21 protein-coding genes are annotated in these 24572 nt (G+C 68.4%); 20 read left to right on the top strand and 1 reads right to left on the bottom strand.

What is annotated here, in order from left to right; genetic code table 11:
• The 14 genes from infB to thyX all read left to right on the top strand — a co-directional run.
• Positions 1–2106: translation initiation factor IF-2 (gene infB / locus NBW77_RS08605; protein WP_250279529.1), on the top strand; the 2106-nt coding region annotated here is incomplete at its 5' end.
• Positions 2107–2117: 11 nt separating this feature from the next.
• Positions 2118–2531 carry a DUF503 domain-containing protein gene (locus NBW77_RS08600; RefSeq protein WP_131747921.1) on the top strand — a complete coding sequence of 138 codons (414 nt, stop codon included), beginning with the start codon at positions 2118–2120 and terminating at the stop codon, positions 2529–2531.
• Positions 2524–3015 (top strand): 30S ribosome-binding factor RbfA, encoded by a 492-nt coding sequence (rbfA, locus tag NBW77_RS08595; protein ID WP_131747919.1) that lies wholly within the window; start codon positions 2524–2526, stop codon positions 3013–3015. Before NBW77_RS08600 ends, rbfA begins: the two co-directional genes overlap by 8 nt.
• The gene (locus tag NBW77_RS08590) at positions 3012–4103 is read left to right on the top strand and encodes a DHH family phosphoesterase (protein WP_131747917.1); all 1092 of its coding nucleotides are present in this window, start codon (positions 3012–3014) and stop codon (positions 4101–4103) included. Before rbfA ends, NBW77_RS08590 begins: the two co-directional genes overlap by 4 nt.
• A 15-nt stretch (positions 4104–4118) precedes the next feature.
• Positions 4119–5012 carry a tRNA pseudouridine(55) synthase TruB gene (gene truB / locus NBW77_RS08585; protein ID WP_131747915.1) on the top strand — a complete coding sequence of 298 codons (894 nt, stop codon included), beginning with the start codon at positions 4119–4121 and terminating at the stop codon, positions 5010–5012.
• A 21-nt stretch (positions 5013–5033) separates the two neighbouring features.
• Entirely contained in the window at positions 5034–6005 is a 972-nt protein-coding gene (locus NBW77_RS08580; protein ID WP_131747913.1) for a bifunctional riboflavin kinase/FAD synthetase, read from the top strand.
• A 93-nt stretch (positions 6006–6098) separates the two neighbouring features.
• On the top strand, positions 6099–6368 hold the full coding sequence (gene rpsO / locus NBW77_RS08575) for a 30S ribosomal protein S15 (RefSeq protein WP_131747911.1): 270 nt from the start codon (positions 6099–6101) through the stop codon (positions 6366–6368).
• A gap of 221 nt (positions 6369–6589) precedes the next feature.
• Positions 6590–8782, top strand: coding sequence for a polyribonucleotide nucleotidyltransferase (locus NBW77_RS08570; protein ID WP_131747909.1), 2193 nt, complete (start codon positions 6590–6592; stop codon positions 8780–8782).
• A gap of 9 nt (positions 8783–8791) precedes the next feature.
• Complete coding sequence (locus NBW77_RS08565; protein WP_131747907.1) at positions 8792–10129, top strand: M16 family metallopeptidase; 1338 nt, start codon at positions 8792–8794, stop codon at positions 10127–10129.
• Between the two features lie 22 nt (positions 10130–10151).
• Complete coding sequence (dapB, locus tag NBW77_RS08560) at positions 10152–10892, top strand: 4-hydroxy-tetrahydrodipicolinate reductase (RefSeq protein WP_131747905.1); 741 nt, start codon at positions 10152–10154, stop codon at positions 10890–10892.
• A 14-nt stretch (positions 10893–10906) separates the two neighbouring features.
• A complete protein-coding gene (locus NBW77_RS08555; protein WP_242606022.1) occupies positions 10907–11380 on the top strand; it encodes a hypothetical protein in 474 nt (157 codons plus the stop codon).
• A gap of 18 nt (positions 11381–11398) precedes the next feature.
• Positions 11399–13096: an Hsp70 family protein gene (locus NBW77_RS08550; protein WP_250279528.1), complete on the top strand. Its 1698-nt coding sequence runs from the start codon at positions 11399–11401 to the stop codon at positions 13094–13096.
• 3 nt (positions 13097–13099) lie between these two features.
• Positions 13100–15187, top strand: coding sequence for a hypothetical protein (locus NBW77_RS08545; protein WP_131747903.1), 2088 nt, complete (start codon positions 13100–13102; stop codon positions 15185–15187).
• 177 nt (positions 15188–15364) lie between these two features.
• Complete coding sequence (gene thyX / locus NBW77_RS08540) at positions 15365–16099, top strand: FAD-dependent thymidylate synthase (RefSeq protein ID WP_131748096.1); 735 nt, start codon at positions 15365–15367, stop codon at positions 16097–16099.
• Here thyX and NBW77_RS08535 read toward each other — a convergent pair.
• Positions 15992–16471, bottom strand: a complete 480-nt coding sequence (locus NBW77_RS08535) for an HNH endonuclease (protein WP_242606021.1) — start codon at positions 16469–16471, stop codon at positions 15992–15994. The two genes, thyX and NBW77_RS08535, sit on opposite strands and share 108 nt — an antisense overlap.
• Before the next feature lie 367 nt (positions 16472–16838).
• Between NBW77_RS08535 and NBW77_RS08530 the strand changes: the two genes are divergently transcribed.
• The 6 genes from NBW77_RS08530 to NBW77_RS08505 all read left to right on the top strand — a co-directional run bounded on the left by NBW77_RS08530 (position 16839) and on the right by NBW77_RS08505 (position 24570).
• Positions 16839–17036: a hypothetical protein gene (locus NBW77_RS08530; protein ID WP_131747901.1), complete on the top strand. Its 198-nt coding sequence runs from the start codon at positions 16839–16841 to the stop codon at positions 17034–17036.
• A gap of 254 nt (positions 17037–17290) precedes the next feature.
• On the top strand, positions 17291–18778 hold the full coding sequence (locus NBW77_RS08525; RefSeq protein WP_131747899.1) for a hypothetical protein: 1488 nt from the start codon (positions 17291–17293) through the stop codon (positions 18776–18778).
• 71 nt (positions 18779–18849) lie between these two features.
• Complete coding sequence (locus NBW77_RS08520) at positions 18850–19074, top strand: hypothetical protein (protein WP_131747897.1); 225 nt, start codon at positions 18850–18852, stop codon at positions 19072–19074.
• 84 nt (positions 19075–19158) lie between these two features.
• Positions 19159–20085 carry a 4-hydroxy-tetrahydrodipicolinate synthase gene (gene dapA / locus NBW77_RS08515; protein ID WP_131747896.1) on the top strand — a complete coding sequence of 309 codons (927 nt, stop codon included), beginning with the start codon at positions 19159–19161 and terminating at the stop codon, positions 20083–20085.
• Positions 20082–21767 carry a ribonuclease J gene (locus tag NBW77_RS08510; RefSeq protein WP_131747894.1) on the top strand — a complete coding sequence of 562 codons (1686 nt, stop codon included), beginning with the start codon at positions 20082–20084 and terminating at the stop codon, positions 21765–21767. The genes dapA and NBW77_RS08510 overlap by 4 nt, the downstream gene beginning before the upstream one ends.
• Positions 21768–22095: 328 nt before the next feature.
• Positions 22096–24570 (top strand): DNA translocase FtsK, encoded by a 2475-nt coding sequence (locus NBW77_RS08505; protein ID WP_250279527.1) that lies wholly within the window; start codon positions 22096–22098, stop codon positions 24568–24570.
• Positions 24571–24572 lie beyond the last annotated feature (2 nt).

Below are 24572 nucleotides of genomic sequence, written 5' to 3'. Positions count from 1 at the left end.
GGCGCCGGCCGTCCGGGCGGCGGCGGGTTCGCCGGCCGCAGCGGCGCGCCCGGCCGTCCCGGCGGCGGTGGCGGTGCCGGAACGGGTACGGGAGCTCCCGGCCGTCCCGGCGGCGGTGGTCCAGGTGGTCCCGGCGGTCGTCCGACATCCGGAGGCCGGGGCCGTGGTGGCACTACGGCCGGTGCCTTCGGTCCGGGTGGTCGTGGTCGTCCGGGCCGTCAGCGCAAGTCCAAGCGCGCGAAGCGGCAGGAGTGGGAGAGCGGGCTGGAAGCCCCCCGGATGGGGGCGATGGTTCCCCGTGGGAACGGGCAGGCGATCAGACTGCCTCGCGGTGCCTCCCTCGCGGATTTCGCGGACAAGATCGATGCCAATCAGGGTGCACTCGTCCAGGTTGTGTTCACCCAGCTCGGCGAGATGGTGACTGCGACGCAGTCGTGCACGGACGAGACCCTGCAGCTGCTCGGTGTCACTCTCGGGTACGACGTGCAGATCGTCAGTCCCGAGGACGAGGACAAGGAGCTGCTGGAAAGCTTCGACCTCTCCTTCGGTGGCGAGTACGGCGACGAGATCGAACTGTCGGCGCGTCCGCCGGTCGTGACGGTCATGGGCCATGTCGACCACGGCAAGACGAAGCTGCTTGACGCGATCAGATCCACGGACGTGGTCGGCGGTGAGGCCGGTGGAATCACCCAGCACATCGGGGCCTACCAGGTCCGGGCGAAGGTCGACGGGGACGAACGGAAGATCACCTTTATCGACACCCCGGGTCACGAGGCGTTCACCGCCATGCGTGCCCGAGGCGCGCAGGTGACCGACATCGTGGTGCTCGTGGTCGCCGCCGACGACGGTGTGAAGCCGCAGACGATCGAGGCGCTCAACCACGCCCAGGCGGCCAACGTCCCGATCGTCGTCGCCGTCAACAAGATTGACAAGGAAGGGGCTGACCCGCTGAAGGTCCGCGGACAGCTCACCGAGTACGGCCTGGTTGCCGAGGAGTACGGCGGCGACGCCATGTTCGTCGACGTGTCCGCCCGTAACCGCACCAACATCGACGGGTTGCTCGAGGCGGTCATCCTCACCGCCGACGCCGCGCTGGACCTGCGTGCCCCTACCGGCACCGAGGCTCAGGGCGTCGCGATCGAAGGTCGCCTGGACCGGGGTCGCGGCCCCGTCGCCACCGTTCTCGTCCAGCGGGGAACCCTGCGGGTCGGGGACTCGGTGGTTGCCGGCGACGCGTTCGGGCGCGTTCGGGCGATGCTCGACGAGCACGGCGATCCGGTGTCCGAGGCGGGTCCGGCCCGACCGGTGCAGGTTCTCGGTTTCACCAGCGTTCCCGATGCCGGTGACAACTTCCTGGTCGTCCCTGAGGACCGGGTCGCCCGTCAGATCGCCGAGCGGCGCCAGGCACGCGAACGTAACGCGGAGCTCGCTCTCAGCCGCGGCCGTCCGACCCTGGAGACGATCCTGGAGCGGATGAAGGAGGGCGAGAAGACCCAGCTCAACCTCATCCTCAAGGGCGACGTGTCCGGTTCGGTCGAGACGGTCGAGGATTCGCTGCTCAAGATCGATGTGGGGGACGAGGTCTCACTACGGATCATCGGGCGTGGTGTCGGTGCGATCACCGAGAACGACGTCAACCTGGCGAGTGCGTCCGAGGCGGTCATTCTCGGCTTCAACGTCCGTGCAGAGGGCAAGGCACGGGAGCTCGCCGAGCGCGAACGCGTCGACGTCCGCTACTACTCGGTCATCTACCAGGCGATCGAGGACATCGAGAACGCGCTCAAGGGCATGCTCAAGCCGGTCTACGAGGAGGTCCAGCTCGGGACCGCCGAGGTCCGCGAGGTGTTCCGGGTTCCCCGAATCGGCAATGTCGCCGGCTGCCTCGTACGCTCCGGGCTCATCCGCCGCAACACCAAGGCCCGGCTCATCCGGGACGGCGTGGTCGTGGCGGACAATCTCACGGTCGAGTCGCTCAAGCGTTTCAAGGACGACGCGACCGAGGTCCGCGAGGGGTACGAGTGCGGTATCGGGCTCGGATCGTTCAACGACATCAAGATTGATGACGTGATCGAGACCTTCGAGCAGCGGGAGGTTCCTCGCTCCTGAGGACGCGGGCCATGTGGACTGGAACGGGAGTTTTCGACCTTCTCCTTGGCGACCTACGGTCGCTCAAGGAGAAGCGGTCGGTTGTTCGGCCGGTGGTGGCCGAGCTGCGACGCAGGTATGCGGTGAGCGTGGCCGAGACCGGCCACCTCGACCTGCACCGGCGGGCGCAGATCGGCCTCGCCATGGTCGCCGCGGATCGTGCCCACTGTGTCGAGGTCGTCGAGGCGTGTGAACGCCTTGTGTCGCAGCGCCCCGAGATCGAGCTGCTCTCGGCGCGGGTACGGTACCTCTCCGACGAGGACACCGACTCCGACGAGGAGACTGACTCCGAGGAGACCGGCTCCGACGGGGACACCGCCGTTCCCGCCATGGGTGGACCTGCGAGGGGTGACGCGGTGACAGTGACGGGAGGAAGCCATGGCTGACCCTGCTCGGGCCCGCCGACTCGCGGTCCGCATTCGCGAGGTGGTCGCGGCGGCGCTGGAACGTCAGGTGAAGGATCCCCGGCTGGGAATGGTCACGGTGACCGATGCCCGGGTCACGCCGGACCTGACCGAGGCGACCGTCTTCTACACCGTCTACGGGGATGAGTCCGACCGGCTCGACTCGGCGCGTGCGCTGGAGTCGGCGAAGGGTCTGTTGCGCAGCCAGGTGGGCCGGCAGACCGGAGTCAAGGTCACCCCGACCTTGACCTTCATCCACGATCGGCTGCCCGACGACGCCCGCCATCTGGAGGAACTGATCCTCACGGCGCGCGAACGGGATGCGGGCCTCGCGGGTGTCCGGGACGGCGCCCGACCGGCGGGTGAGCCCGACCCCTACCGTAAGCCGCGGGTCGACGACGTCGATCTCGATGAATCCGATCTCGATGAATCCGACGAGGACATGATGGGGGACACGCTGCGATGACCGACGTGACGAGCCTCGCGGACCTGTCCCTGCTACCGGTGCCGGATGCGGGTGAGGGGACCGGTCGTGTGGCGCCCGCGTCCGGAGTCGCGGTCGGTCCGCAGCGGGACCGCGCGGTCGAGGCGATCCGATCCGCCGTGCAGGGCGGGGAGAGCATCCTGCTGGTCGCGCATGTCGACCCGGACGGCGACAGCCTCGGTTCGGCTCTCGCCCTGGGGCTTGCCCTGCGCACGCTCGGAGCCCATGTGAGCGTGTCATTCGACAGCGACCCGTTCGTGGTGCCCCGATCCCTGACCTTCCTGCCCGGTCAGGACATGCTCGTCCCGCCGTCCCTGGTCCCCGCGACTCCAGATCTTGTGGTGACGCTGGACGCAGGCAGCCTACCCAGGCTCGGGGCACTGGGGCGGGTCGCCACCCGCGCGCGCCGAATGGTCGTAATCGATCATCACGCCTCGAACACCCGGTTCGGGGACGTCAACCTGATCGATCCGGATGCCGCGTCCACCAGCGTGATGGTCACCGAAGTGATCGACGCGCTCGAGGTGGAGCTTGACCACGACCTGGCTGTCGCGATCTACACGGGGCTTGTGACGGACACGGGTTCGTTTCGTTACGGTGCCACCACACCCGACGTCCATCGCCTGGCCGCACGCCTGCTGGCCACCGGCATCCGCCATGATGTGATCACTCGTACGGTGTGGGACACCCACCGTTTCAGCTATCTGCGGCTACTGGGGGACCTGCTCGGTCGTGCCCGGCTGGAGCCCGAGAACGACCTGGTGTGGACGTGGTGCGCATTCTCGGACCTCACCGGGGCGGGTCTCACCCTGGACGAGATCGAGGGTGTCATCGACATCGTGCGGACCACCGCGGAGGCCGAGGTGGCGGTCGTCTGCAAGCAGGATGCCGATGACGTCTGGAGGGTGTCGGTACGCTCCAAGGGCAGCGTCGACGTCGGCGCGGTATGCACCGCACTGGGCGGTGGTGGTCATCGCTTCGCCGCCGGGTTGAGTTCGTCGGAATCGCTTGAGCGGACCGTGGAGGTCCTGCGCGGCGCGTTGCTCCAGGCTCCCCGACTGCCGGTCTGATGCGCTGCCGGTCTGATGAGTAGCGCGGCCGCCGCCGTCGGGGTGGACGGCCTGGTCGTGGTGGACAAGCCGGCGGGGCTGACCTCGCACGACGTGGTGGCGCGCGCGCGCCGCTCCCTGCGTACCCGACGGGTCGGGCATGCCGGCACGCTGGACCCGATGGCCACCGGTGTGCTCGTCCTCGGGGTGGGCCGGGCCACCCGCCTGCTCGGGCACCTCGCCCTGACGGACAAGACCTACGACGCGACGATCCGGCTCGGTACGTCGACCATCACCGACGACGCCCAGGGCGAGGTCGTTGCCGTGCGGGAGGTCGCGGTCGACCCACCACGGCTCGCCGCAGCCATGGCGGACCTCACCGGTGAGATCGACCAGGTGCCGTCCGCGGTCAGCGCGGTCAAGGTGAACGGTGTGCGTGCCTACGCCCGTGTCCGCGCGGGTGAGGATGTTGTTCTCGCGGCCCGGCGGGTCACGGTGAGCCGGTTCGAACCGCTCGCCCGGCGTGGCCCGGACCTCGACGTCACGGTGGCCTGTTCCAGCGGGACCTACGTCCGCGCGCTGGCCCGTGACCTCGGGGCGGCGCTGGACTGCGGCGCGCACCTGACGGCGCTGCGGCGGGTGTCGGTGGGCCCCTTCGACCTTGCCCAGGCGGTCACGTTGGAGGAACTTGCCGAGGTCGGGGTGGGTGTGGTGCGGCCGCTCCCGGATGCCGTCGCCGCGCTGTTTCCCCGTCGGCAGGTGGACAGCGATGACGCATGTGCGATTTCTCATGGCCGTAGACTTTCGCCGTTCGGTATTCCTGGCACCTATGGCGTCTTCGGCCCGGCTGGTGATGTGCTGGCCCTTGCCGAGGACACCGACGGTGCCTGTCGGTCACTGGTGGTCTTCGCGCCGGCTTGGAGTGGATAGCGGCCCCGATAGGCTTCGGATGTGCAGCGGTGGCGCGGAGTGCAGAACACGCCGGATGACTGGCCTGGCGGTGTTGTGACGATCGGTTTTTTCGACGGTGTCCACCGTGGCCACCAGCAGATCATCGAGAGCGCGGTGGGACGCGCGCACCGGGCCGGTCGGCCGGCGGCGGTACTGACCTTCGACCCGCATCCGGCCGAGGTCATCCGCCCGGGCAGTCACCCACCCCTGCTGACCACTCCCGAGTTCAAGGCGGAGCTGCTGGAAGGACTCGGCGTGGACGCGCTTTGCGTCCAGCCGTTCACGCCTGAGTTCAGCCGATTGTCGCCGGAGGAGTTCGTCCATGACGTGCTGCGCCGGCGGTTGCGGCCGAACGCCGTGGTGGTCGGGGAGAACTTCACCTACGGCCACCGGGCGGCGGGGAACTTGGCAACCCTGCGTGGCGGTGGTGCGACGAATGGTTTTGCCGTGGAAGGCGTCCGGCTCCTGAGAGAGGACGAACACGTGCTGTCCTCGACGCACATCCGGGCGCGTATCGCCGAGGGCGACGTGGTGACGGCGGCTCGCGCGCTCGGCCGGGACCACCGGGTGGAGGGGGCCGTGGTACGCGGCGACGCGCGTGGGCGCACGATCGGATATCCAACCGCAAACCTGTCGACCACCGCGCATGCGGCCGTGCCCGCCGACGGTGTCTATGCCGGGCACGCGGTGTGGTCCGGTAAGCGGCAGCCGGCGGCGATCTCCATTGGTACCAACCCGACGTTCAACGGGACCGAGCGCCGGGTCGAGGCGTTCCTGCTGGACTTCGACGACAACCTCTACGGCACCTACCTCGCCTTCGAGTTCAGCGAGCGGCTGCGGCCGACGCTGCGTTTCGACTCGGTGGAAGAACTGGTCACCCAGATGGCGGCCGATGTCGCCGTCACCCGTAAGATCACGGCCGTGTCGGGCCGAGGACCGTCGGTGGTCAGGCAGCCGTCGTCGGGTTGGTAAGCTTCAACACCAGACGAGTGTGGTGTGTTCGTCAGCCTGGGTGGGGCAGACCCCGGGCGCACATCCCGCCCGGTTACAGGAAGAGGTTTCGCGGTGCCGCTCGCGAGCGATGTCAAGCAACACATCTTGTCCGAGTACGCCACGGTCGAGCGTGACACCGGCTCACCCGAGGTCCAGGTGGCGATGCTCACGCGGCGGATCAGCGATCTGACGGAGCACCTCAAGGTGCACAAGCACGACCACCACAGCCGGCGAGGGCTGCTGTTGCTGGTCGGCCGTCGGCGACGGCTACTGAACTACCTCGCCAAGACGGACATCAACCGCTACCGGTCGTTGATCGAACGACTCGGGCTGCGGCGGTAGGTACGGGGGAGGGAGCGGCTCCGGATTCCGGGACGCTCCCTTCTGTTACACGGAGGCGTACGTCGCTTCCGTTGATCTGACCGGGTCCGTGACGGCGCGAGCCGCCGGTCCTCGGTGGTGGCGTCCGGATCCGTCTTCTCATGGCGCAATCCGGAGGTTTCCACTGAGCGCCGGCCTCCTCGGCAAGACGGATCCGGCCGATGTAAGGAGGAGTGGTTCGAGTGGAGGACCAGACAACCGCGGCAGAGGCGGTAATCGACAACGGCGCCGCCGGCACCCGCACGGTTCGTTTCGAGACGGGTCGGTTGGCCCGCCAGGCCGCGGGTGCGGTCGTCGCCTATCTCGGTGACACGATGGTGCTGTCCGCGACGACGGTCAGCAAGCAGCCCAAGGATCAGCTCGATTTCTTCCCGTTGACCGTGGACGTGGAAGAGCGGATGTACGCGGCCGGGCGTATCCCCGGTTCGTTCTTCCGGCGGGAGGGCCGTCCGAGCGAGGACGCGATCCTCACCTGCCGGCTGATCGACCGCCCGCTGCGGCCGTCGTTCGTCAAGGGCCTACGTAACGAGATCCAGGTCGTGGCGACGGTGCTCGCCCTCGACCCCGACACGCTCTACGACGTGGTCGCGATCAACGCGGCCAGCGCGTCCACCACGCTCGCGGGCCTGCCCTTCTCGGGTCCGATCGGCGCCACCCGGGTCGGCTTCGTGGACGGGAACTGGATCGCCTTCCCCACCCATACCGAACTTGAGCGGGCGACCTTCGACATGGTCGTCGCGGGCCGGGTACTCGAGGACGGATCCGATGTCGCGATCATGATGGTGGAGGCGGAGGCGACACCGAACACGGTGCCGCTGCTCGCCGCGGGCGCGCCGGCCCCGACCGAGGATGTCGTGGCCGCGGGGCTGGAGGCGGCGAAGCCGGCCATCCGGGAGTTGTGCCGGGCCCAGCGTGAGCTGGCTGAGCGGGCGGCGAAGCCCACCCGGGAGTTCCCGCTGTTCATCGACTACCACGACGACGTGCTGGACGCGCTGTCGGTGGCGGTCGGTGACGAGCTCGCGGTGGCACTGCGCATCGCCGGCAAACAGGAGCGCGAGACCGAGCTCGACCGGGTCCGGTCGCTGGCCGCGGAGAAGGTCGCGGGCCAGTTCGAGGGGCGCGAGAAGGAGATCGGTGCGGCCTACCGGGCGTTGACGAAGAAGTTGGTCCGCCAGCGCATCGTCGCCGACGGAGTCCGCATCGACGGGCGCGGGGTCACCGAGATCCGTGAACTGTCCGCGGAGGTCGACTTCATCCCCCGGGTGCACGGGTCGGCGCTGTTCGAGCGTGGTGAGACCCAGATCCTCGGCGTGACCACCCTGGCCATGCTGCGGATGGAGCAGACGGTCGACACGCTCAACCCTGACCGAACCAAGCGTTACATGCACAACTACAACTTCCCGCCCTACTCGACCGGGGAGACCGGCCGGGTCGGCTCGCCCAAGCGGCGCGAGATCGGCCATGGTGCCCTGGCCGAACGGGCGCTGTTGCCGGTACTGCCCAGCCGGGAGGAGTTCCCGTACGCGATCCGGCAGGTCTCCGAGGCGCTCGGTTCCAACGGGTCGACGAGTATGGGCTCGGTCTGTGCAAGCACCTTGTCGTTACTGAATGCCGGTGTTCCGCTCAAGGCTCCGGTCGCAGGGATCGCGATGGGTCTGATTCGCGAAGGTGACGGCTTTGTGACTCTCACCGATATCCTCGGTGCGGAGGACGCCTACGGCGACATGGACTTCAAGGTCGCGGGAACGCGGGAGTTCGTCACCGCGCTCCAGCTCGACACCAAGCTCGACGGCATCCCCGCGTCGGTGCTCGGGGACGCGCTCGGCCAGGCCAAGGCTGCGCGGCTCGCGATCCTCGACGTCATGGCCGAGGCCATCGACGGTCCGGACGAGATGTCCACCCACGCGCCAAGGGTGATCTCCGTCAAGATTCCGGTTGACAAGATCGGCGAGGTCATTGGGCCCAAGGGCAAGATGATCAATCAGATCCAGTCGGACAGCGGGGCCGAGATAACGGTCGAGGACGACGGCACCATCTACATAGGTGCGCAGGACGGCACCTCCGCGGAGAGCGCCCGCTCGGCGATCAACGCGATCGCCAACCCGCAGATGCCGGAGATCGGTGAGCGTTACCTCGGTACGATCGTAAAGATCACGACCTTCGGCGCCTTCGTCTCCCTGACCCCCGGCAAGGACGGGCTGCTGCACGTCAGCAAGCTCAAGCAGCTTTCCGGCGGGAAGCGGGTGGAAAAGGTGGAAGAGGTGGTGCAGGTCGGCCAGAAGCTCCAGGTCGAGATCACCGACATCGACAGCCGAGGGAAGATCAGCCTGTCCCCTGTGGCCGAGGACGCCGTCGGCGTCCCGGCCGGGTCCTGACCTCCTCCGGTGACGGACACAGACGCAACCAGGGTCGGTCTGGTGCCGGACGGCACGCTCCGCGAGGAGCTGTTGTCCGGTGCCGTCCGCCGGGCCGTGCTCCCGGGTGGACTCCGCGTGCTCACCGAGAAGGTACCCGGGGTCCGTTCGGTCGCGATCGGGATCTGGGTGGGTGCGGGCTCCCGGGATGAGAGTCCACTGACGGCAGGCTGTTCGCACTACCTTGAGCACCTGCTGTTCAAGGGCACGCCGACACGGGATGCGCTTACGATCAGTTCCTCGATCGAGGCGGTCGGCGGCGAGCTGAACGCCTTCACGACCAAGGAGTACACCTGCTACTACGCGCGGGTGCTCGACGACGACTTCGCGAACGCCGTCGACGTGGTCAGCGACATGGTCTGCCATTCGTTGATCACCGCTGACGACGTGGAGGCGGAACGCGGCGTGATCCTTGAGGAGATCGCCATGCACGACGACGACCCGAGTGACGTCGTGCATGACGTGTTCTCCTCCGCCGTCCTCGGCGACACCGAGCTCGGCCGTCCGGTACTGGGGACGGTCGACTCCATCGAGGGCCTCGGCCGGGACACCATCGCCGGGTACTACCGGTCCCGGTACACCCCGTCGGAGATGGTCGTGGCGATCGCGGGCAACATCGACCACGAGCGGACCCTCAGCCTGGTCGCGAGGGCGTTCGCGGATCGCCTGGGCGGGACGGACTCCCCGGCGGCGGTACGCGGCGGCTCCTACACCTACCCTGACGGACGGGGTGTAGTGGTCAGTCGGCGTCCGACCGAACAGGCGAACGTCGTACTCGGCACGGTCGGGATGGCGCGCCGTGACGAGCGTCGGTTCGCCCTGGGAATCATGTCTTCCGCGCTCGGTGGGGGAATGAGTTCCCGGCTCTTCCAGGAGATTCGGGAGAAGCGGGGGCTCGCCTACTCGGTGTACTCGTTCGCGTCCCACTTCGCCGACGCCGGGCTGTTCGGCGTGTACGCCGGGTGCGCACCGAAGCGGGTGGACGATGTGCTGGAGATCTGCCGCGAGCAGCTTGAGCTGATCGCCGCCTCCGGTATCTCCGGCGACGAGCTTGCCCAAGCCAAGGGGCAGAGCAGAGGCTCCCTGGTCCTCGGCATGGAGGACTCCGGTTCGCGGATGAGCAGGATCGGCAAGAGCGAACTCATGCACGGCGAGCTCCTTTCCGTCGATGAGGTGCTCGCCCGGGTGGAGGCGGTCACGCTGGACGACATCCAGACGGTCGCCGCCGAGATCCTCGCCCAGCCGCTCGCGCTTGGCGTGATCGGCCCGTTCGACGATCACGACTTCGCCTCCGCGGTCGCCCGGTGACGGGCGTGGTGGGGTGACGGGCGTGCGCAGGGTCGGGGTGCTCGGCGCCCGGGGCCGGATGGGGTCGGCGGTCCAGGTTGCCGTCGACACCGCCGACGACCTTGATCTGGTCGCGGCAGTGGACGCGGGGGACGACATCTGCGCGCTGAGGGCCGCCGAGGTCGTCGTCGACTTCACCCATCCAGGGGTCGTCATGGACAACCTGAGATGGTGTGTCGACGCCGGCCTGCACGTCGTCGTGGGCACCTCCGGTTTCGACGAGGAACGTCTGGCCACGCTGCGCGGCTGGCTTGCCGACGCACCGGGAGTCGGTGTGCTGGTAGCCCCGAACTTCGGCCTCGGCGCAGTGCTGATGATGCATTTCGCGGTCCAGGCGGCCCGGTTCTTCGAGTCGGTGGAGATCATCGAGATGCACCATCCCGGTAAGGTGGACGCTCCCAGCGGAACGGCGACCCGTACCGCGGAACTGATCTCCGAAGCGCGGGTCAAAGCGGGCCGCGACCCGGCCGGACCGGACGCGACCGTCTCCGGGCTCGACGGCGCACGCGGTGCGCGGGTCAGTCAGGTCCCGGTGCACAGCGTGCGGCTGTCCGGTCTGGTCGCGCACCAGGAGGTGCTCTTCGGTGGGACCGGGGAGATTCTGACCCTGCGTCACGACTCGCTGGACCGCACGTCGTTCATGCCCGGCGTCCTGCTCGGTGTGCGTCGGACTCCGGGGCGTCCCGGCCTGACCCTGGGCCTGGAGGCCCTGCTCGAACTGTGAAGGTGCCCGAATCTGTGAAGGTGCTCGAATCCGTGAAGGCACGTCAGGTAGTCGCTGTTCTGGTCGTCGCGGCCGTGTTCTACCTCGGCCTGATCGGCTGGCGGGGCGTCCAGTTGCTGACCGAGTCCAGCTGGATCGCCCGCGGCATGGGCGTGGGTGTCCTGCTGCTGCCCGTCGTCGGGGTGATGGTGGTCGTCCGGGAGTTGCAGTTCGGGCGGGCGACCGAACGGCTGGACCGTCGGATGGGCGAGGGCCGGATCGGCGAGGACGCGGGGCCGGAGCTGCCACGCCGCCCCTCCGGACGGGTCGACCGGGCCGCGGCTGACGCCGTCTTCGACCGCCGGCGGGCCGAGGTCGAGGCGGCACCGCGGGACTGGCACGTCTGGTACCGCCTCGCAGTCGCCTACGGCGACGCTGGGGACACCCGTCGCGGGCGCAGTGCGATGCGCCATGCAATAGCCCTGGAACGCGTCGAATCTGCCGTGTGATCTCGATACGTTTCGGGGATGAGCGCGGGCGTCGTCTACGGGATTGATCTCGGAACCACCTACAGCTGCGTTGCCCGGGTGAACGAATCGGGCGAACCGGAAGTAATCCCGCTTTCCGGCGGCGAGACCACGATGCCGAGCGTCGTGCTCTTCGTCGGGCCGGACGACTACGTGACCGGCGAACCAGCTCGCCAGCTCGCCCGCGCCCGCGCGGATGACGTGTGTGCGCTGGTCAAGCGTCGGATGGGCGATGGCGACTGGCGCTTCGTGACCGCCGGCCGGGCGTGGTCGGCGCCGGCGGTGAGCAGTCTCATCCTGCGGGCGCTGGTCAGCGACGCGGCGTTCGCCGGCGGTGAGTCGGTACGCGACGTCGTGATCACGGTTCCGGCCTACTTCGGGGACGAGGAGCGTCGGGCGACGGTGCTCGCCGGCCAGTACGCGGGGCTGTCGGTCGTGGACGTCATCAACGAACCGACCGCCGCCGCCCTGTCCTACGGTTTTGCCCGTTTCGAGTCGGATGCGATCTTCGCCGGCAGGACGGCCCAGGAGGAGGTCGCCCTTGTCTACGACCTGGGCGGCGGCACCTTCGATGTGACCGTTGTCGAACTCGCCGACCGGCGGGTGTCGGTCGTCGCGGTCGACGGTGACCATCAGCTCGGCGGGGCCGACTGGGACGAGAAACTCGCCCTGTACCTGTCCCGGCAGTTCCTCGACGCCCATCCGGATGCCGAGGACCCCCTTGACGATTCCGAAGCCGCGCAGGTACTGCTGCTCGCGGCGGAACGGGCCAAGCGGGAGCTCACCGAGCGGACCGAGACGACGGTTGCCGTCGAACACGACGGACACGTCCTCAAGGCCATGCTGACCCGGGTCGACCTGGAAGGTCTGACGTCCGGTCTGCTGGAGCGGACCCTGACGCTGACCCGGTCGGTGCTGGCCGCGGCCAGCACCCGCGGTGTCACCCGGCTGGACCGGGTGCTGCTGGTCGGGGGTTCGTCCAGGATGCCGGCGGTGGCCCGCCGGCTGACCGCGGAGCTCGGCGTGCCGGTCGAGCTGCGTGACCCGGATCTCGCGGTCGCCAAGGGCGCGGCCATCTACGGGGAGAAGAAGGCGATCGAACGGCTGGTCCTCGCGGACCTGGTGTCGCGGGGTCAGCTCACCGACGGGGCGGCACCGGACGCCGCCGCGCCCGCGGACCTCGCCGCCGCCTGCCGGCGCCTCGCGGCGGCGTTCGGGCTCACCGCCGAACGGGTCCGCCGCACGGTCGAGGTCCAGGTGGTCAACGTGGTGTCCCGCGGGTTCGGAGTGCTTGCGCTCGACCGTTTCGGCGAACGGTCAGCGGTGTTCCTCGTCCACCGCAACGACCGGCTACCGGCGGTGGTCAGACGCAGTTTCGGCACCGTCCGCGACGATCAGGACATCGTCTCGCTGCAGGTGGTGGAGCAGGGTGGCGGCGTCGAGTCGACCCGGATCGAGGACATAAAGATCATCGCGCAGGCGGACATCACCGGGATCCCCCCGGGTTTCCCGTCCGGAACACCCATCGAGATCACCTTCCGGATGGGGTTCGACGGGATTCTGGAGGTGACCGCGCTGCACGAGGGCATGGCCGACCGGCCGCTGACCGTGCGGGTCGAGACCAGTGCGGCGCTCAGCCAGGCCGATGTCGCGAGGGAACGGGACGCCGTGGCCAGGCTGCGTCGCAGGGAGGGCTGAACGGTGGACGAGTTCCAGCCGAACGACTACCGAAAGAGGGTCCTCGCCGTCGTCCAGGCCCGCGGCGGTATCGGGCAGTCCGACCCGTTCGAGGTGTACGACATTCCGTTGGACGAGGTCGAAGGACTCACCGACGGTGATGTCGGCGCTCGGGTGGATCAGGTGTGGGCGTTCTGGCAGAAGTCCCGTGACCATCCCAAGTACCGCGGTCTGGTTCTCGCGCTGCTGGCCGCGCACGGCCAGGTCGGGCAGGAGCTGGTCGATGCCGAGCGTCGTGGCCGCCTGGCCGACAAGGTCCGCCGCGACCGTGAAGACCGTGACAGGCAGCGCTTCGCCGATCTTGATGCCGCCGTGGCGCGGCTCGTCCAGCGCTTCGGCGGCCTACCCGAGGACAAGCTGGCCGGCCTGCGCCGGCTCGCGGCCGAACGGGGGATCGACGCGGACGCCTTCGCCCTGCGGGTGCGGCGCCACAAGGTGCTGCCCGCCGGGTCGATGGCAGGTCGCGAGCGTCCTGCCATCGGTGTGGATGTGCTCCGCCAGGTCCGCGCCGATCTCGATGAGCTCGGCCGCCTGGTCGGGGACAGCCCGCCCACGAGCCTGTTCGCGCTGCTCGGCGTATCCCCGGACGCCACCCGGCAGGAGATCCGCGAGGTCCGGGACGTCTTCGCCGCCCGTAACCGCGAGCGCCGGCCGGATCGCCAGCGGGCACTCGTCGACGACCTGCTGGCCGCGGTGACGGCCCTGCTCGTCGACGGCGACCCGAGGTCGTACCTGGACGCACTCGTCACCGAGGTCGCCGAACGGCTGCGGCCCGCGGTGGCGGCGGCGGTGCTGGTCGAGGACAGACTGACCGAGCAGGCCTACGCTGCTCTCCTCGCCGAGGCTGAACGCCATGGGCTGGACCGGGGCCGCGCCCAGGCGGTGCTCGCCGAGCTCGCCCGTGAGCACGACGTCGCGGTCCCGGCCCAGCCCCATGCCCAGCCCCATGCCCAGGCCGGGCCGTCGCGTGCCGCGGGCTGGATGGAGCCGCTGGCCAGTGCCCGCTCAGCGTTGCGCGCCGGACGCCCGGTCGAGGCCCACGAGTGGGTCACCGAAGCCCGGGAGCGCGCGGGGGAGCCGCGGGCGGCCATCGGGGCGGTTGCCGACGAGGTGGAGCAGGTTATCTTTGCTGCCGGGGTTGTGTGGCAGCAGACCGCGGCGGCGCTGGCCGGTCGCCGTCTGAGGACCGCCGGTGAACTGCTGGAGGGACTTGCCCGCGACGCTGTCGACGTCCCTGGTCCGGGCGGCCGAAGCGTCACCGATGAGCTCGCGAGCGTGCGCCGGCAACTCGCAAGCGCCGACGAGGTGGTCGGAGCGGCGGACCGTGCCACCGGGGTGCAACGGGAGACGCTGCTGCTGCGGGCGCTGGAGCTCGTTGCCGACCACCAGGTGGCCCGCGACGCCCTCGCGGCTGCCGGGGTTGCTCCGCCCGTGCAGGTGCAGGCACGGCGCCATGGCCGGGCCGTGGTCGTTGCCTGGCAGCCGTCGCCGTCGGTGGGAGCGGTCGAGTACCGCGTCCTGCGGATCGGGCCGGACGGAGCGTCCCGTGCGGTTGGCGTCACCCAGGTCACAAGCATCGAGGACGGTGGCGTCGGCCCGGACACGCCGATGCCGATCTACGAGGTGATCACCAATCGTGGCGGTGTGTGGTCTCCGCCCGCCCGTTGGAGCCCGACTCCTCTCACGCCGACGCCGACGCCGACACCGACGCCGACACCGACGCCGACGCCGACTCGGACTGCCGCTGACGGACTCTCGCCAGCAACCGGCCTGTACCTGGCCGGGAACCTCCTGCGGTGGACCTGGCCGCCGGGTTGTACCGAGATGATGGTCGTCTGGCGTACCGACGCGCCGGCCCGGTCGGCGGACGACCCGGCGGCCGGCAGCCGCAAGGTCACCAACACCCGGTACGAACTCGACAGCGGCATGACCGTGCCGGACGACCGGCCGTTGCACCTCGCGGTGTTCGGCTGTGCCAGAGGGGACGGCGGCCGGCTGCTGGTGGCAAGCGCCTGCGCGCCGTCCGCGCGCCTGTGGGCGGCCGGGGGTTGACGGGGGGCGGGAGACCCCCGACCGCCAGGGACGATCGACTGGGGGATGACCGTCGTTCATGGTGTACCACGGTCCGTGGGCGTCCGGGATCGTCCCGGTGCGTTGCAGTCACCAAGAGAAAGGGTCGGCGCCGAAGGTCCCGTCTTGGGCCGGTTGGCATCGGGCTACCGTATGAGCATGCGCGTCCAGGTCATTGCTCAGACGCAGTTCACTCCGCCGGACGACATCGACTGGACGACTGATACGGACGGCGGCCAGGCGCTCGCCGAGTTCGCCGGCCGGGCCTGTTACCAGAGCTGGTCAAAGCCGAATCCGACGACCGCTACCAACGCCGGCTACCTGCGGCACATCCTCGATGTCGGGCATCTGTCCGTGCTTGAGCACGGCACGGTGACGATGTACATCACCGGGGTCTCGCGGAGCCTCACCCACGAACTCGTCCGACACCGGCACTTCTCCTACAGTCAGCTTTCACAGCGTTACGTCCCGGAGCGGGATGCCGCGGTGGTCGAGCCCGATGTCATCGCCGAGGACCCGCGGTTGCACGAGCTGTTCACCGAGGCCACCGCGGTGTCACTGGCGGCGTACGAAAAGCTGCTCGAGGGGCTGGAGAAGCATTTCGTCGACGTGGCGGCACCGACATCCAGGCGTAAGCAGGCCCGGCAGGCGGCTCGTTCGGTGCTGCCCAACGCCACCGAGACCCGGATCGTGGTGACGGGAAACTACCGGGCATGGCGGCACTTCGTCGCGATGCGGGCAAGCGAGGCGGCGGACGTGGAAATCCGCGCACTGGCTGTTGCCGCGCTACGCGAGCTCCAGAGACTCGCGCCGAACGTCTTCAGCGACTTTCAGGTGACCACCCTGGACGACGGAACCGAGATCGCGTCGAGCCCGCTCGTCGGCGAGGGGTAAGGAACCGAGGAGTGTGGTGATCGAGTCCTGAAGGCGAAGCGGTTCTCCGGCCCACTGCGGAGTGACAGCGCCGGGGTCGATGGAGGTGGTCGCTTCGCGCAGCCGGATCAGGGGTTCGGCTCCTGCGCTGATGGGGTGCTGACGGGGAATCGCGGTGCCGTCGGGTCGCCGCACGGTGATGGTGTGATCGGGGCTGACGGTGAGAGTGAGCCCCGCCTCGTAGACAGCGTGGTGATGGAACGAGCAGAGCAGAACGAGGTTGTCGAGATCTGTTCTGCCGCCGTCGGCCCAGTGGGTGGCGTGATGGGCGTGGAGCCAGCGGGTGTGGTCGCAGCCGGGGTACTGGCAGGTGCCCCGGTCACGGGCTTCCAACAGGCGACGCAGGGCCTCGGTGTCGGTATCGGCGACACGGCTGATAGCGCGGACCTTGGCATAGGACAGCCGACCGTTGGCAAAAGTGTCGCGTAATGCGGGGAGTTGTCCGAGGGCGTGTCCGACACGGAGGTGTTCGTAGCCGGTGCGCAGGCTGACCCCACACTTCCACGACAGCCAGTGCGCACAGGAGGATCCCCACCCCTGTCCAGCCCTCTCGGCGGTCGAACGCGGCCAGGGTCAGCAGCCAGGCGCACATCGCAGCCGAGATCCGCCCGGCCCAGGCGCAGATCTCTGTTTCGAGCTGGTGGAGGGGCGCGTGGCTCCGGTTGTCGCGTTCTGCCGCTGATGGACGGAGCCCGGGACCGTGCTTTTTGACCGCGCGCAGGTCGAGGCGGCACTGCCCGGCTATGTGAACGGCATGATATTCAGTCTGGATGATATCCTGCTCACTGTCGGTGACGATAGAACCGTTCGTTTCTGGGACATCGGCTCCGGAGTCTGTTCTGCCCGTCTGGTCGTCGATGAAAATGGCTGGGTCATGCTGTTGCCGGACGGCTCGTAATAAAATCGGCGGCAAAGCGGCTGGCCTGGTGCGGTGGAGTGTCAGTGGGCCCCGTTGTTTCAGCGTCGGAGAGTTGGTGTACCGACGGCCGGGTGACGGACGGGGCCGTCTCGTCCACTGTCATCCCTTTCATGGCGGTGTGATCGGTTCGGGTACTGTCGCTCACCGTGGTTACATCGCCGCTTCCCGGGCAGGGAAACGCCGGGCAGGGAAACACCGGACGTTGGCGGGGGTGGAGCCGTCGCGATGGCGCCATGACCGCGACGTACCTCGATCTGACCGATGTCGACAAGATCACCACGATGCTGCTCGCGCCACCCGCGCAGTACGAGGGTTTGCGGCGCCGGGTGGTGGATCAGTTCACCCTGGTGAGTGCGAACCGGTGCCTGCTCCAGCGGTCGGTCAACTGGGGGCCACTGGACCCGTTGCTGACCGCTGTCGCCCGTCCATTGCACCTGCTGGTCAACACCGGTGGCCGGTTACCCGACGAGGTCTCGGTGCTGTTGCCGGTCTCGACGATGCCGAAACGGGCTCTGGTCGCGTTCAACCTGCTCGGGCCGGGTGGGTCCGATGCCCACCTGATGCCCTATCCCGCCAGCGTTGTCACGCAGGGAAACCTCGTTGCCCGGCTGGCTGCGGGGATCGGCCATCCGCCGTCGGAGGCGTCCCGGTTCGTCATCGATGCGATCTCCCGCTTCCGGCCCGGTCGGCTCAGCGGTAACCATCCGGCTCTTGTCCCGCAGGGCACTGATTCCCTCGACGTCCGGGCATTGCGCGAGTATCTCAACAAGGAGGCGGACCTGGCGCTGTCGGAGGCGACGGTGCGGTCGTGGACCGGCATCGTTGCCGAAGCCCAGGTCATTCTGGGACGGGCACTGGCCGAGCCGTTCGACCCACTGAGCAGCTCCGACAATCTCCTGCTGGCGGTCGGCGAGCTGCGCCGAGATCCGCGGGTACCCGATGACCTCGACGAGGCGGGTATCGAGGCGTACCTGCGGGAGTTCGTCGCCTGGATCGACGAGCTCCGTGCTGGCGGAGACCCGGCTGTTCCCGTGCTGTCGACGGTCGCCGAGTACGGCCGGCGGTGGGAGGCGCTCGCGGCGGTGACGCTCGACCCCTATCGGCCCGCATTGATCAAAATGAGGGAGGAACGGCGGACGCTGGTGGATCGTTGGAGCCCGCTCCGTGGCGCTGACCGGTCCATGTGGAGCAGTTCGCTGTGGAGCTGGCTGGTCAACCCGGTTGCGCTGGTGGATCTCGATCCGGGTGGTCCGGGTAGTTACCACGTCAGTGTGGGGACCGACGACACGAGCATCGAGATCCGTAATCCGATCGTGATCGATCTGTTCAACCGGCCGGTCGAACGGACGTTTGTCGAGGATGTCCAGCGTAACCGCGAGGTGTACGCCTACTACACCACCGACGCACGCCGGCCGGCGCGGGCGAAACTGCTCGTGGGGCTCAGCGTGTCTCGTGATGTCTCACGGATGAACCTCGCGATCGGTGTCCTGATGGTGCTCACGGTGGGGCTGTCCGCGCTGCCCTTCCAGCTCGATACCAACGCGGTGGCGGTGGTGGCCATACCGTCCTCGTTCGCGGCCACGGTGCTGCTCACCCGGGAGCGCAGCAGCCTTGCCGCCTGGGTGCTCGGACCGTTCAAACTCGTCCTGCTTGCTCTGCTGATGGCCCTGGCGGTGACAGCCGGTATGCGGGCAGCATTTGGCTGGCACACTTCGCTGTAGCGGTCGGGCGGGTAAACTGATCGCCGGCGGGAGAACCGGACAGCGCTGGGACCGGACGGCGCCGGTTCCGGATGAGACGGGCACCGGACGACATGGGGACGGTTGGCATGCCGAAGAACTACGGGTCGGGCGTGGCTGTCGACTCCTGGCGCATGGGTGGTATGCGTGGTCTTGTCCGGCTCGGCCGGATCGAGCTCTGGACCAGGTTGGACCGGAACATGGTCCGGTCATCCGGTATACCGGGGCCGGACGAGTCGTCACGGCGCCATCGCCGGGATGCCGGCCGCGCCGGGTAGCGCCTATCGTCGAGGTTCCTGTTCGTCGTCGTCGGCATTCTCGCCGTCCCCTGTGCGTCGGAGGTGCGGTCTAGATTGACCGGTATGTCAGTATTGTCCCGAGCGCCTTTTGGTCGCATGGTTACCGCGATGGTCACCCCTTTCACTGTGGGTGGTGAACTCGATCTCGATGGTGCGGCCGTCCTGGCGGAACACCTAGTTGCCGTCGGCAATGACGGTCTGGTCGTCAACGGGACGACGGGCGAGTCGCCGACCACCTCGGACGTGGAAAAGGACGAGTTGCTGCGGACGGTGGTGGAAGCTGTCGGTGCTCGCGCAACGGTGATCGCCGGGGTGGGGACCAGTGACACCCGGCACACGGTCGAGCTGGCCACGGCGGCGGAGAAGGCCGGCGCGCATGGGCTGCTGGTGGTCAGCCCCTACTACAACAAGCCTCCCCAGGCAGGGCTTCTGGCGCACTTCCGCACGGTCGCGGACGCCACCGCGCTGCCGGTGATGATTTACGACATCCCAGGTCGTACCGGAATGCCGGTGGCAACGGATACGCTGGTACGGCTCGCCGACCATCCACGGATCGTCGCAGTCAAGGATGCCAAGGACGATCTTGGTGCGTCATCGTGGGTCCTTGCTCGCACAGGTCTTGCGTACTACTCCGGCACCGAGATGCTCAATCTCCCACTGCTGTCGGTGGGTGCCGTCGGGGTGGTCAGCGTCGTCGGGCATGTTGCCACTCCCCGGATACGATCCATGATCGACGCGTTCGACACGGGCGACGCGGTCCGGGCCCGTTCCCTCCACCTGAGTCTGCTTCCGGCGTACGAGGGCATATTCAGGAGTCAAGGTGTGATCATGACAAAGGCTGCTCTCAACATGGCCGGACTGCCTGCCGGAGGAGTCCGTCCACCACTGGTGGACGCGACCGACGACGAACGCGAGCAACTACGCGTCGATCTCGCGGCGGCCGGGGTCCGGCTGTCCGCGGAGGCGACCGCCACGGTGGGGTCCGCGTGAGCCATCCCCACCCCGGGCTGGGAACGCCACCATCGCTGCCCCCGGACGGGTTGCGCATTGTCGCGCTCGGCGGCCTCGGTGAGATCGGGCGCAACATGACCGTGTTCGAGTTCGGCGGCCGGTTGCTCATCGTTGACTGCGGGGTCCTGTTCCCCGAGACGGACCAGCCGGGTGTGGACCTCATCCTCCCGGACTTCACCGCCATCCGGGACAGGCTGGACGCCATCGACGCGGTGGTGCTGACCCACGCGCACGAGGACCACATCGGTGCTGTTCCGTACCTGCTGCGTGAACGTGCGGACATTCCGCTGGTGGGTTCCCGGCTGACTCTCGCGTTGATCGTGGCCAAGCTCGCTGAGCACCGCATCAACCCGGTCACGCTTGAGGTCCGGGAGGAGCAGACCCACAGCTTCGGCCCGTTCAACTGCGAGTTCTTCGCGGTCAACCACTCCATCCCGGACGCGCTGGCCGTCGCGATCCGCACGCCGGCCGGTCTGGTGCTGCACACCGGCGACTTCAAGATGGACCAGTTGCCCCTCGACGGCCGACTGACCGACCTCGGCGGCTTCGCCCGGCTCGGTCGCGAGGGCGTCGACCTGCTGCTGTCCGACTCCACGAACGCCGAGGTGCCTGGCTTCGTGTCGTCCGAGCGGGAGATCGCCCCAGTGCTCGACGGGGTGTTCCGGGACGCCAAGAAGCGGATCATCGTCGCCTGCTTCGCCAGTCACGTGCACCGGGTCCAGCAGGTGCTCGACGCGGCCGAGGCACACGGCCGATCGGTGTGCTTCGTGGGACGCTCGATGGTCCGCAACATGGGGGTCGCCCGCGATCTGGGGCTGCTGCGGGTGCCACCGGGCCTCGTGGTCGACCTGCGTGACGTCGGTTCGCTGCCGGACCGCAACATCTGCCTCGTCTCGACCGGTTCCCAGGGGGAGCCGCTGTCCGCGCTGTCGAGGATGGCCAACCGCGACCATGCCATCCAGATCGAGGCCGGCGACACGGTGGTACTTGCGTCCAGCCTGATCCCGGGTAACGAGAACGCCGTCTACCGGGTGATCAACGGGTTGACCCGTTGGGGCGCGAAGGTCGTCCACAAGGGCGTGGCGAAGGTGCACACCTCCGGGCACGCGCCGGCCGGTGAACTGCTTTACGTCCTCAACGCGACGCGGCCGTCCAACGTGATGCCTGTGCACGGCGAATGGCGACACCTGCGGGCACATGGTGCCCTTGCGGAGGCCACCGGCGTGCCGGCGGACAGGGTCGTGCTGGCCGACGATGGAATGGTCGTCGACCTGGTCGACGGGCAGGCGAACATCGTCGGCGTGGTGCCGTGCGGCTACGTCTACGTCGACGGACTCGCCGTCGGCGACGTCGGCGAGTCGAGCCTCAAGGACCGCCGCATCCTGGGCGAGGAGGGCATCATCACGATCATGGTTGTGGTGGATGCCGCGTCCGGGAAGGTGGTGGGCGGTCCCGAACTGTCGGCCCGCGGCTTCTCTGACGCCCGTGAAGCCTTCGAACAGGTTCGGGGGATCGTCACGGACGCGCTGGCCGAGGCGATGCGCTCGGGGATGGTGGACGTCGGCGCGCTTCAGCAGCTCGTGCGGCGCACGGTCGGACGCTGGGTCAGCGACACCTACCGACGTCGCCCAATGATCGTTCCGATTGTCGTCGAGGTCTGAGGCGTCTGTGCCGGGCCGGGCCGGGACCGGCCGGGGCGACGCGCCCGGAAGGTCGCGGTTGCCGGATGACACGGCCGCGGACCAGTACCGTCGTGGCGTGGCCACGCGGACTGGTGGCACGCCACCGCGTGCCCGGGGTGGGACGGCTTCCTCCCGTGCCGCACCGGCGCGCCGCCCGGCGGCGGGTAAGACGGGTAAGGCTGCCGGTAAGGTCTCCGGAAAACCAGAGAGATCACCGAAATCCCGGGCGAGGGCCGTTCCCGCGAGCGCGCCCACGGGTAAGCCTCGCGTCCCGTTCACCCTGCTGATCGCCCAAAGGGTGATCCGGATGATGATCCGGTTCTGGCGTGCCACGGCCAGAAGGTTGGGCGATCTGGTTCGCAGGGTCGGGCGGGGCGCCCGCGACCTGCACATCGACGAGGCCCACCGGCGTGACGGCGTGGCCCTTGCGATACTCGGCGCCACCGTTCTCACGGCCGCGGCAGTCTGGTTCCACGCGGCCGGGCCGGTGGGTCGGGTCATCTCGGCCACGTTGCACCTCATGGTCGGCGTGGGTGCGACGGCGCTGCCCCTGTTCGGCCTGAGCGCCACATGGCGACTCGTCCGGCATCCGAGTGATCCGGGCAGCCGCGGTCGCGTGGTGATCGGCTGGTCGGCCCTCGGGCTGGGCGCGCTCGGCCTGCTGCACGTCGCGCATGGGGTTCCCGACCTCGGCTCCGGAGCCGGAGCCATGCAGCACGCGGGCGGGCTCGCCGGGTTCGTCGCGAGTTCCCCGCTGTCGGGGGCCGTGACCGCCTACCTGGCGGTCCCACTGCTGGTTCTGGTGAGCGCATTCGGCATTCTTGTAATCACGAGGACCCCGATTCACGCGGTGCCGGAGCGGCTGCGGGAGTTCCGGGACAAGCTCATGGTCGTCGTCGAGTCGCCCGACGACCGGCATGACGAACCCGGTGCGGACCGGTATTACGAGCCTGCGCCCGCCCGCGCGGTGCGGCAGCAGACGTCGCGCAGCCTTGTGGACGACCTGCTCGGGATCGGACCGTCCGGAAATGACCGGGTCGGGGATGATCGGACCGGGGATGGCGAGGGCACGCCGGAGCGCCGCGCGAACCGCGGCCGCCGTGCCCGGGCCGCACCGGACCCGGATGTCTTCGACGTTGACGCGCACGTTGACGCGCACGTTGACGCGCACGCGGTCGACTCCCGTCCAGACGATGGCGGGGCAGCTCGGCGTCGAACGCCGCGCATCCGGCCACAAGGCCCTGGTCCGACCCCGTTGCCCGATCCGTCGCAGGTGGAGCATTTCGTCGCTCCGACCGCTGGTGGGCTGGTCGACAGCAACTATGTGTTGCCGTCGCCGACGTTGCTCCAGCAGGGAACACCCCCGAAGGTGCGGTCGGCAGCGACGGACACTGTGATCGCTTCGCTGACGGACGTGTTCACCCAGTTCCGGGTGGACGCCCGGGTGACGGGTTTCACTCGGGGTCCGACGGTGACCCGGTACGAGGTGGAGCTGGGTTCGGCGGTGAAGGTGGAACGGATCACCCAGCTGGCCAAGAACATCGCCTATGCGGTGAAGAGCCCGGATGTCCGGATCATCAGTCCGATTCCGGGTAAGAGCGCGGTGGGTATCGAGATCCCGAACACCGACCGGGAGCTGGTCTCGCTCGGTGACGTGCTGCGCAGTGAGGAGTCGACCGGCAACCCGCATCCGCTGCTGGTGGGGCTCGGCAAGGACATCGAGGGCGGCTATGTCGTCGCGAATCTCGCGAAGATGCCCCACATCCTCATCGCGGGTGCGACCGGTGCGGGTAAGTCGACGTGTATCAACACGCTGATCACGAGTGTGCTGGCGCGGGCCACTCCTGACCAGGTGCGGATGGTGCTGGTCGACCCGAAACGGGTCGAACTGACGAACTACCAGGGTATTCCACATCTGATCACGCCGATCATCACGAGTCCGAAGAAGGCTGCGGACGCGTTGCAGTGGGTCGTGAAGGAGATGGAGAACCGCTACGAGGATCTCGCCTCGTGCGGGGTCCGGCATGTGGACGACTTCAACCGCAAGGTCCGAGCGGGGGAGATCGTGGCACCGCCGGGGTCGGAGCGTGTGTACACGCCGTATCCGTACATCCTGGCGATAGTGGACGAGCTCGCGGATCTGATGATGGTCGCTCCCCGGGACGTGGAGGACGCGATCTGTCGGATCACGGCGATGGCGCGGGCCGTCGGCATCCATCTCGTGTTGGCGACGCAGCGGCCGTCCGTGGACGTGGTGACAGGGCTTATCAAGGCAAATGTGCCGTCGCGGTTGGCGTTCGCGACCTCGTCGTTGGCGGACAGCCGGGTCATCCTCGACCAGACCGGTGCGGAAAAGCTCGTAGGGCTTGGCGACGCGCTGTTCCTGCCGATGGGTGCCGGTAAGCCGGCACGCATCCAGGGCGCGTTTGTTTCCGAGGAGGAGATAGCGGCAATTGTCGCGCACACGAAGGAGCAGGCGGCTCCGGCCTTCCGCGAAGACGTGTTCGCCGGCGGTGGCGAGTCCAAGAAGGATGTCGACGAGGAGATCGGTGACGATCTCCAGTTGTTCCTGCAAGCCGTCGAACTGGTGGTATCCACCCAGTTCGGGTCGACGTCGATGCTTCAGCGCAAACTACGGGTGGGTTTCGCAAAGGCCGGCCGGTTGATGGACCTCATGGAAAGTCGCGGCATCGTCGGTCCCAGCGAAGGTTCGAAGGCTCGGGATGTGTTGGTCATGCCGGATGAACTAGAGGGTCTTCTGACAACCCTGCGTAATGGATAGTG

The organism is Frankia sp. Cppng1_Ct_nod (assembly GCF_920656135.1).
In the GTDB taxonomy this organism is placed as follows: Bacteria; Actinomycetota; Actinomycetes; order Frankiales; family Frankiaceae; genus Protofrankia; species Protofrankia meridionalis.
The sequence above is the reverse complement of the archived record's forward strand: the minus strand, read 5'-3'. Positions and strand labels throughout refer to the sequence as shown.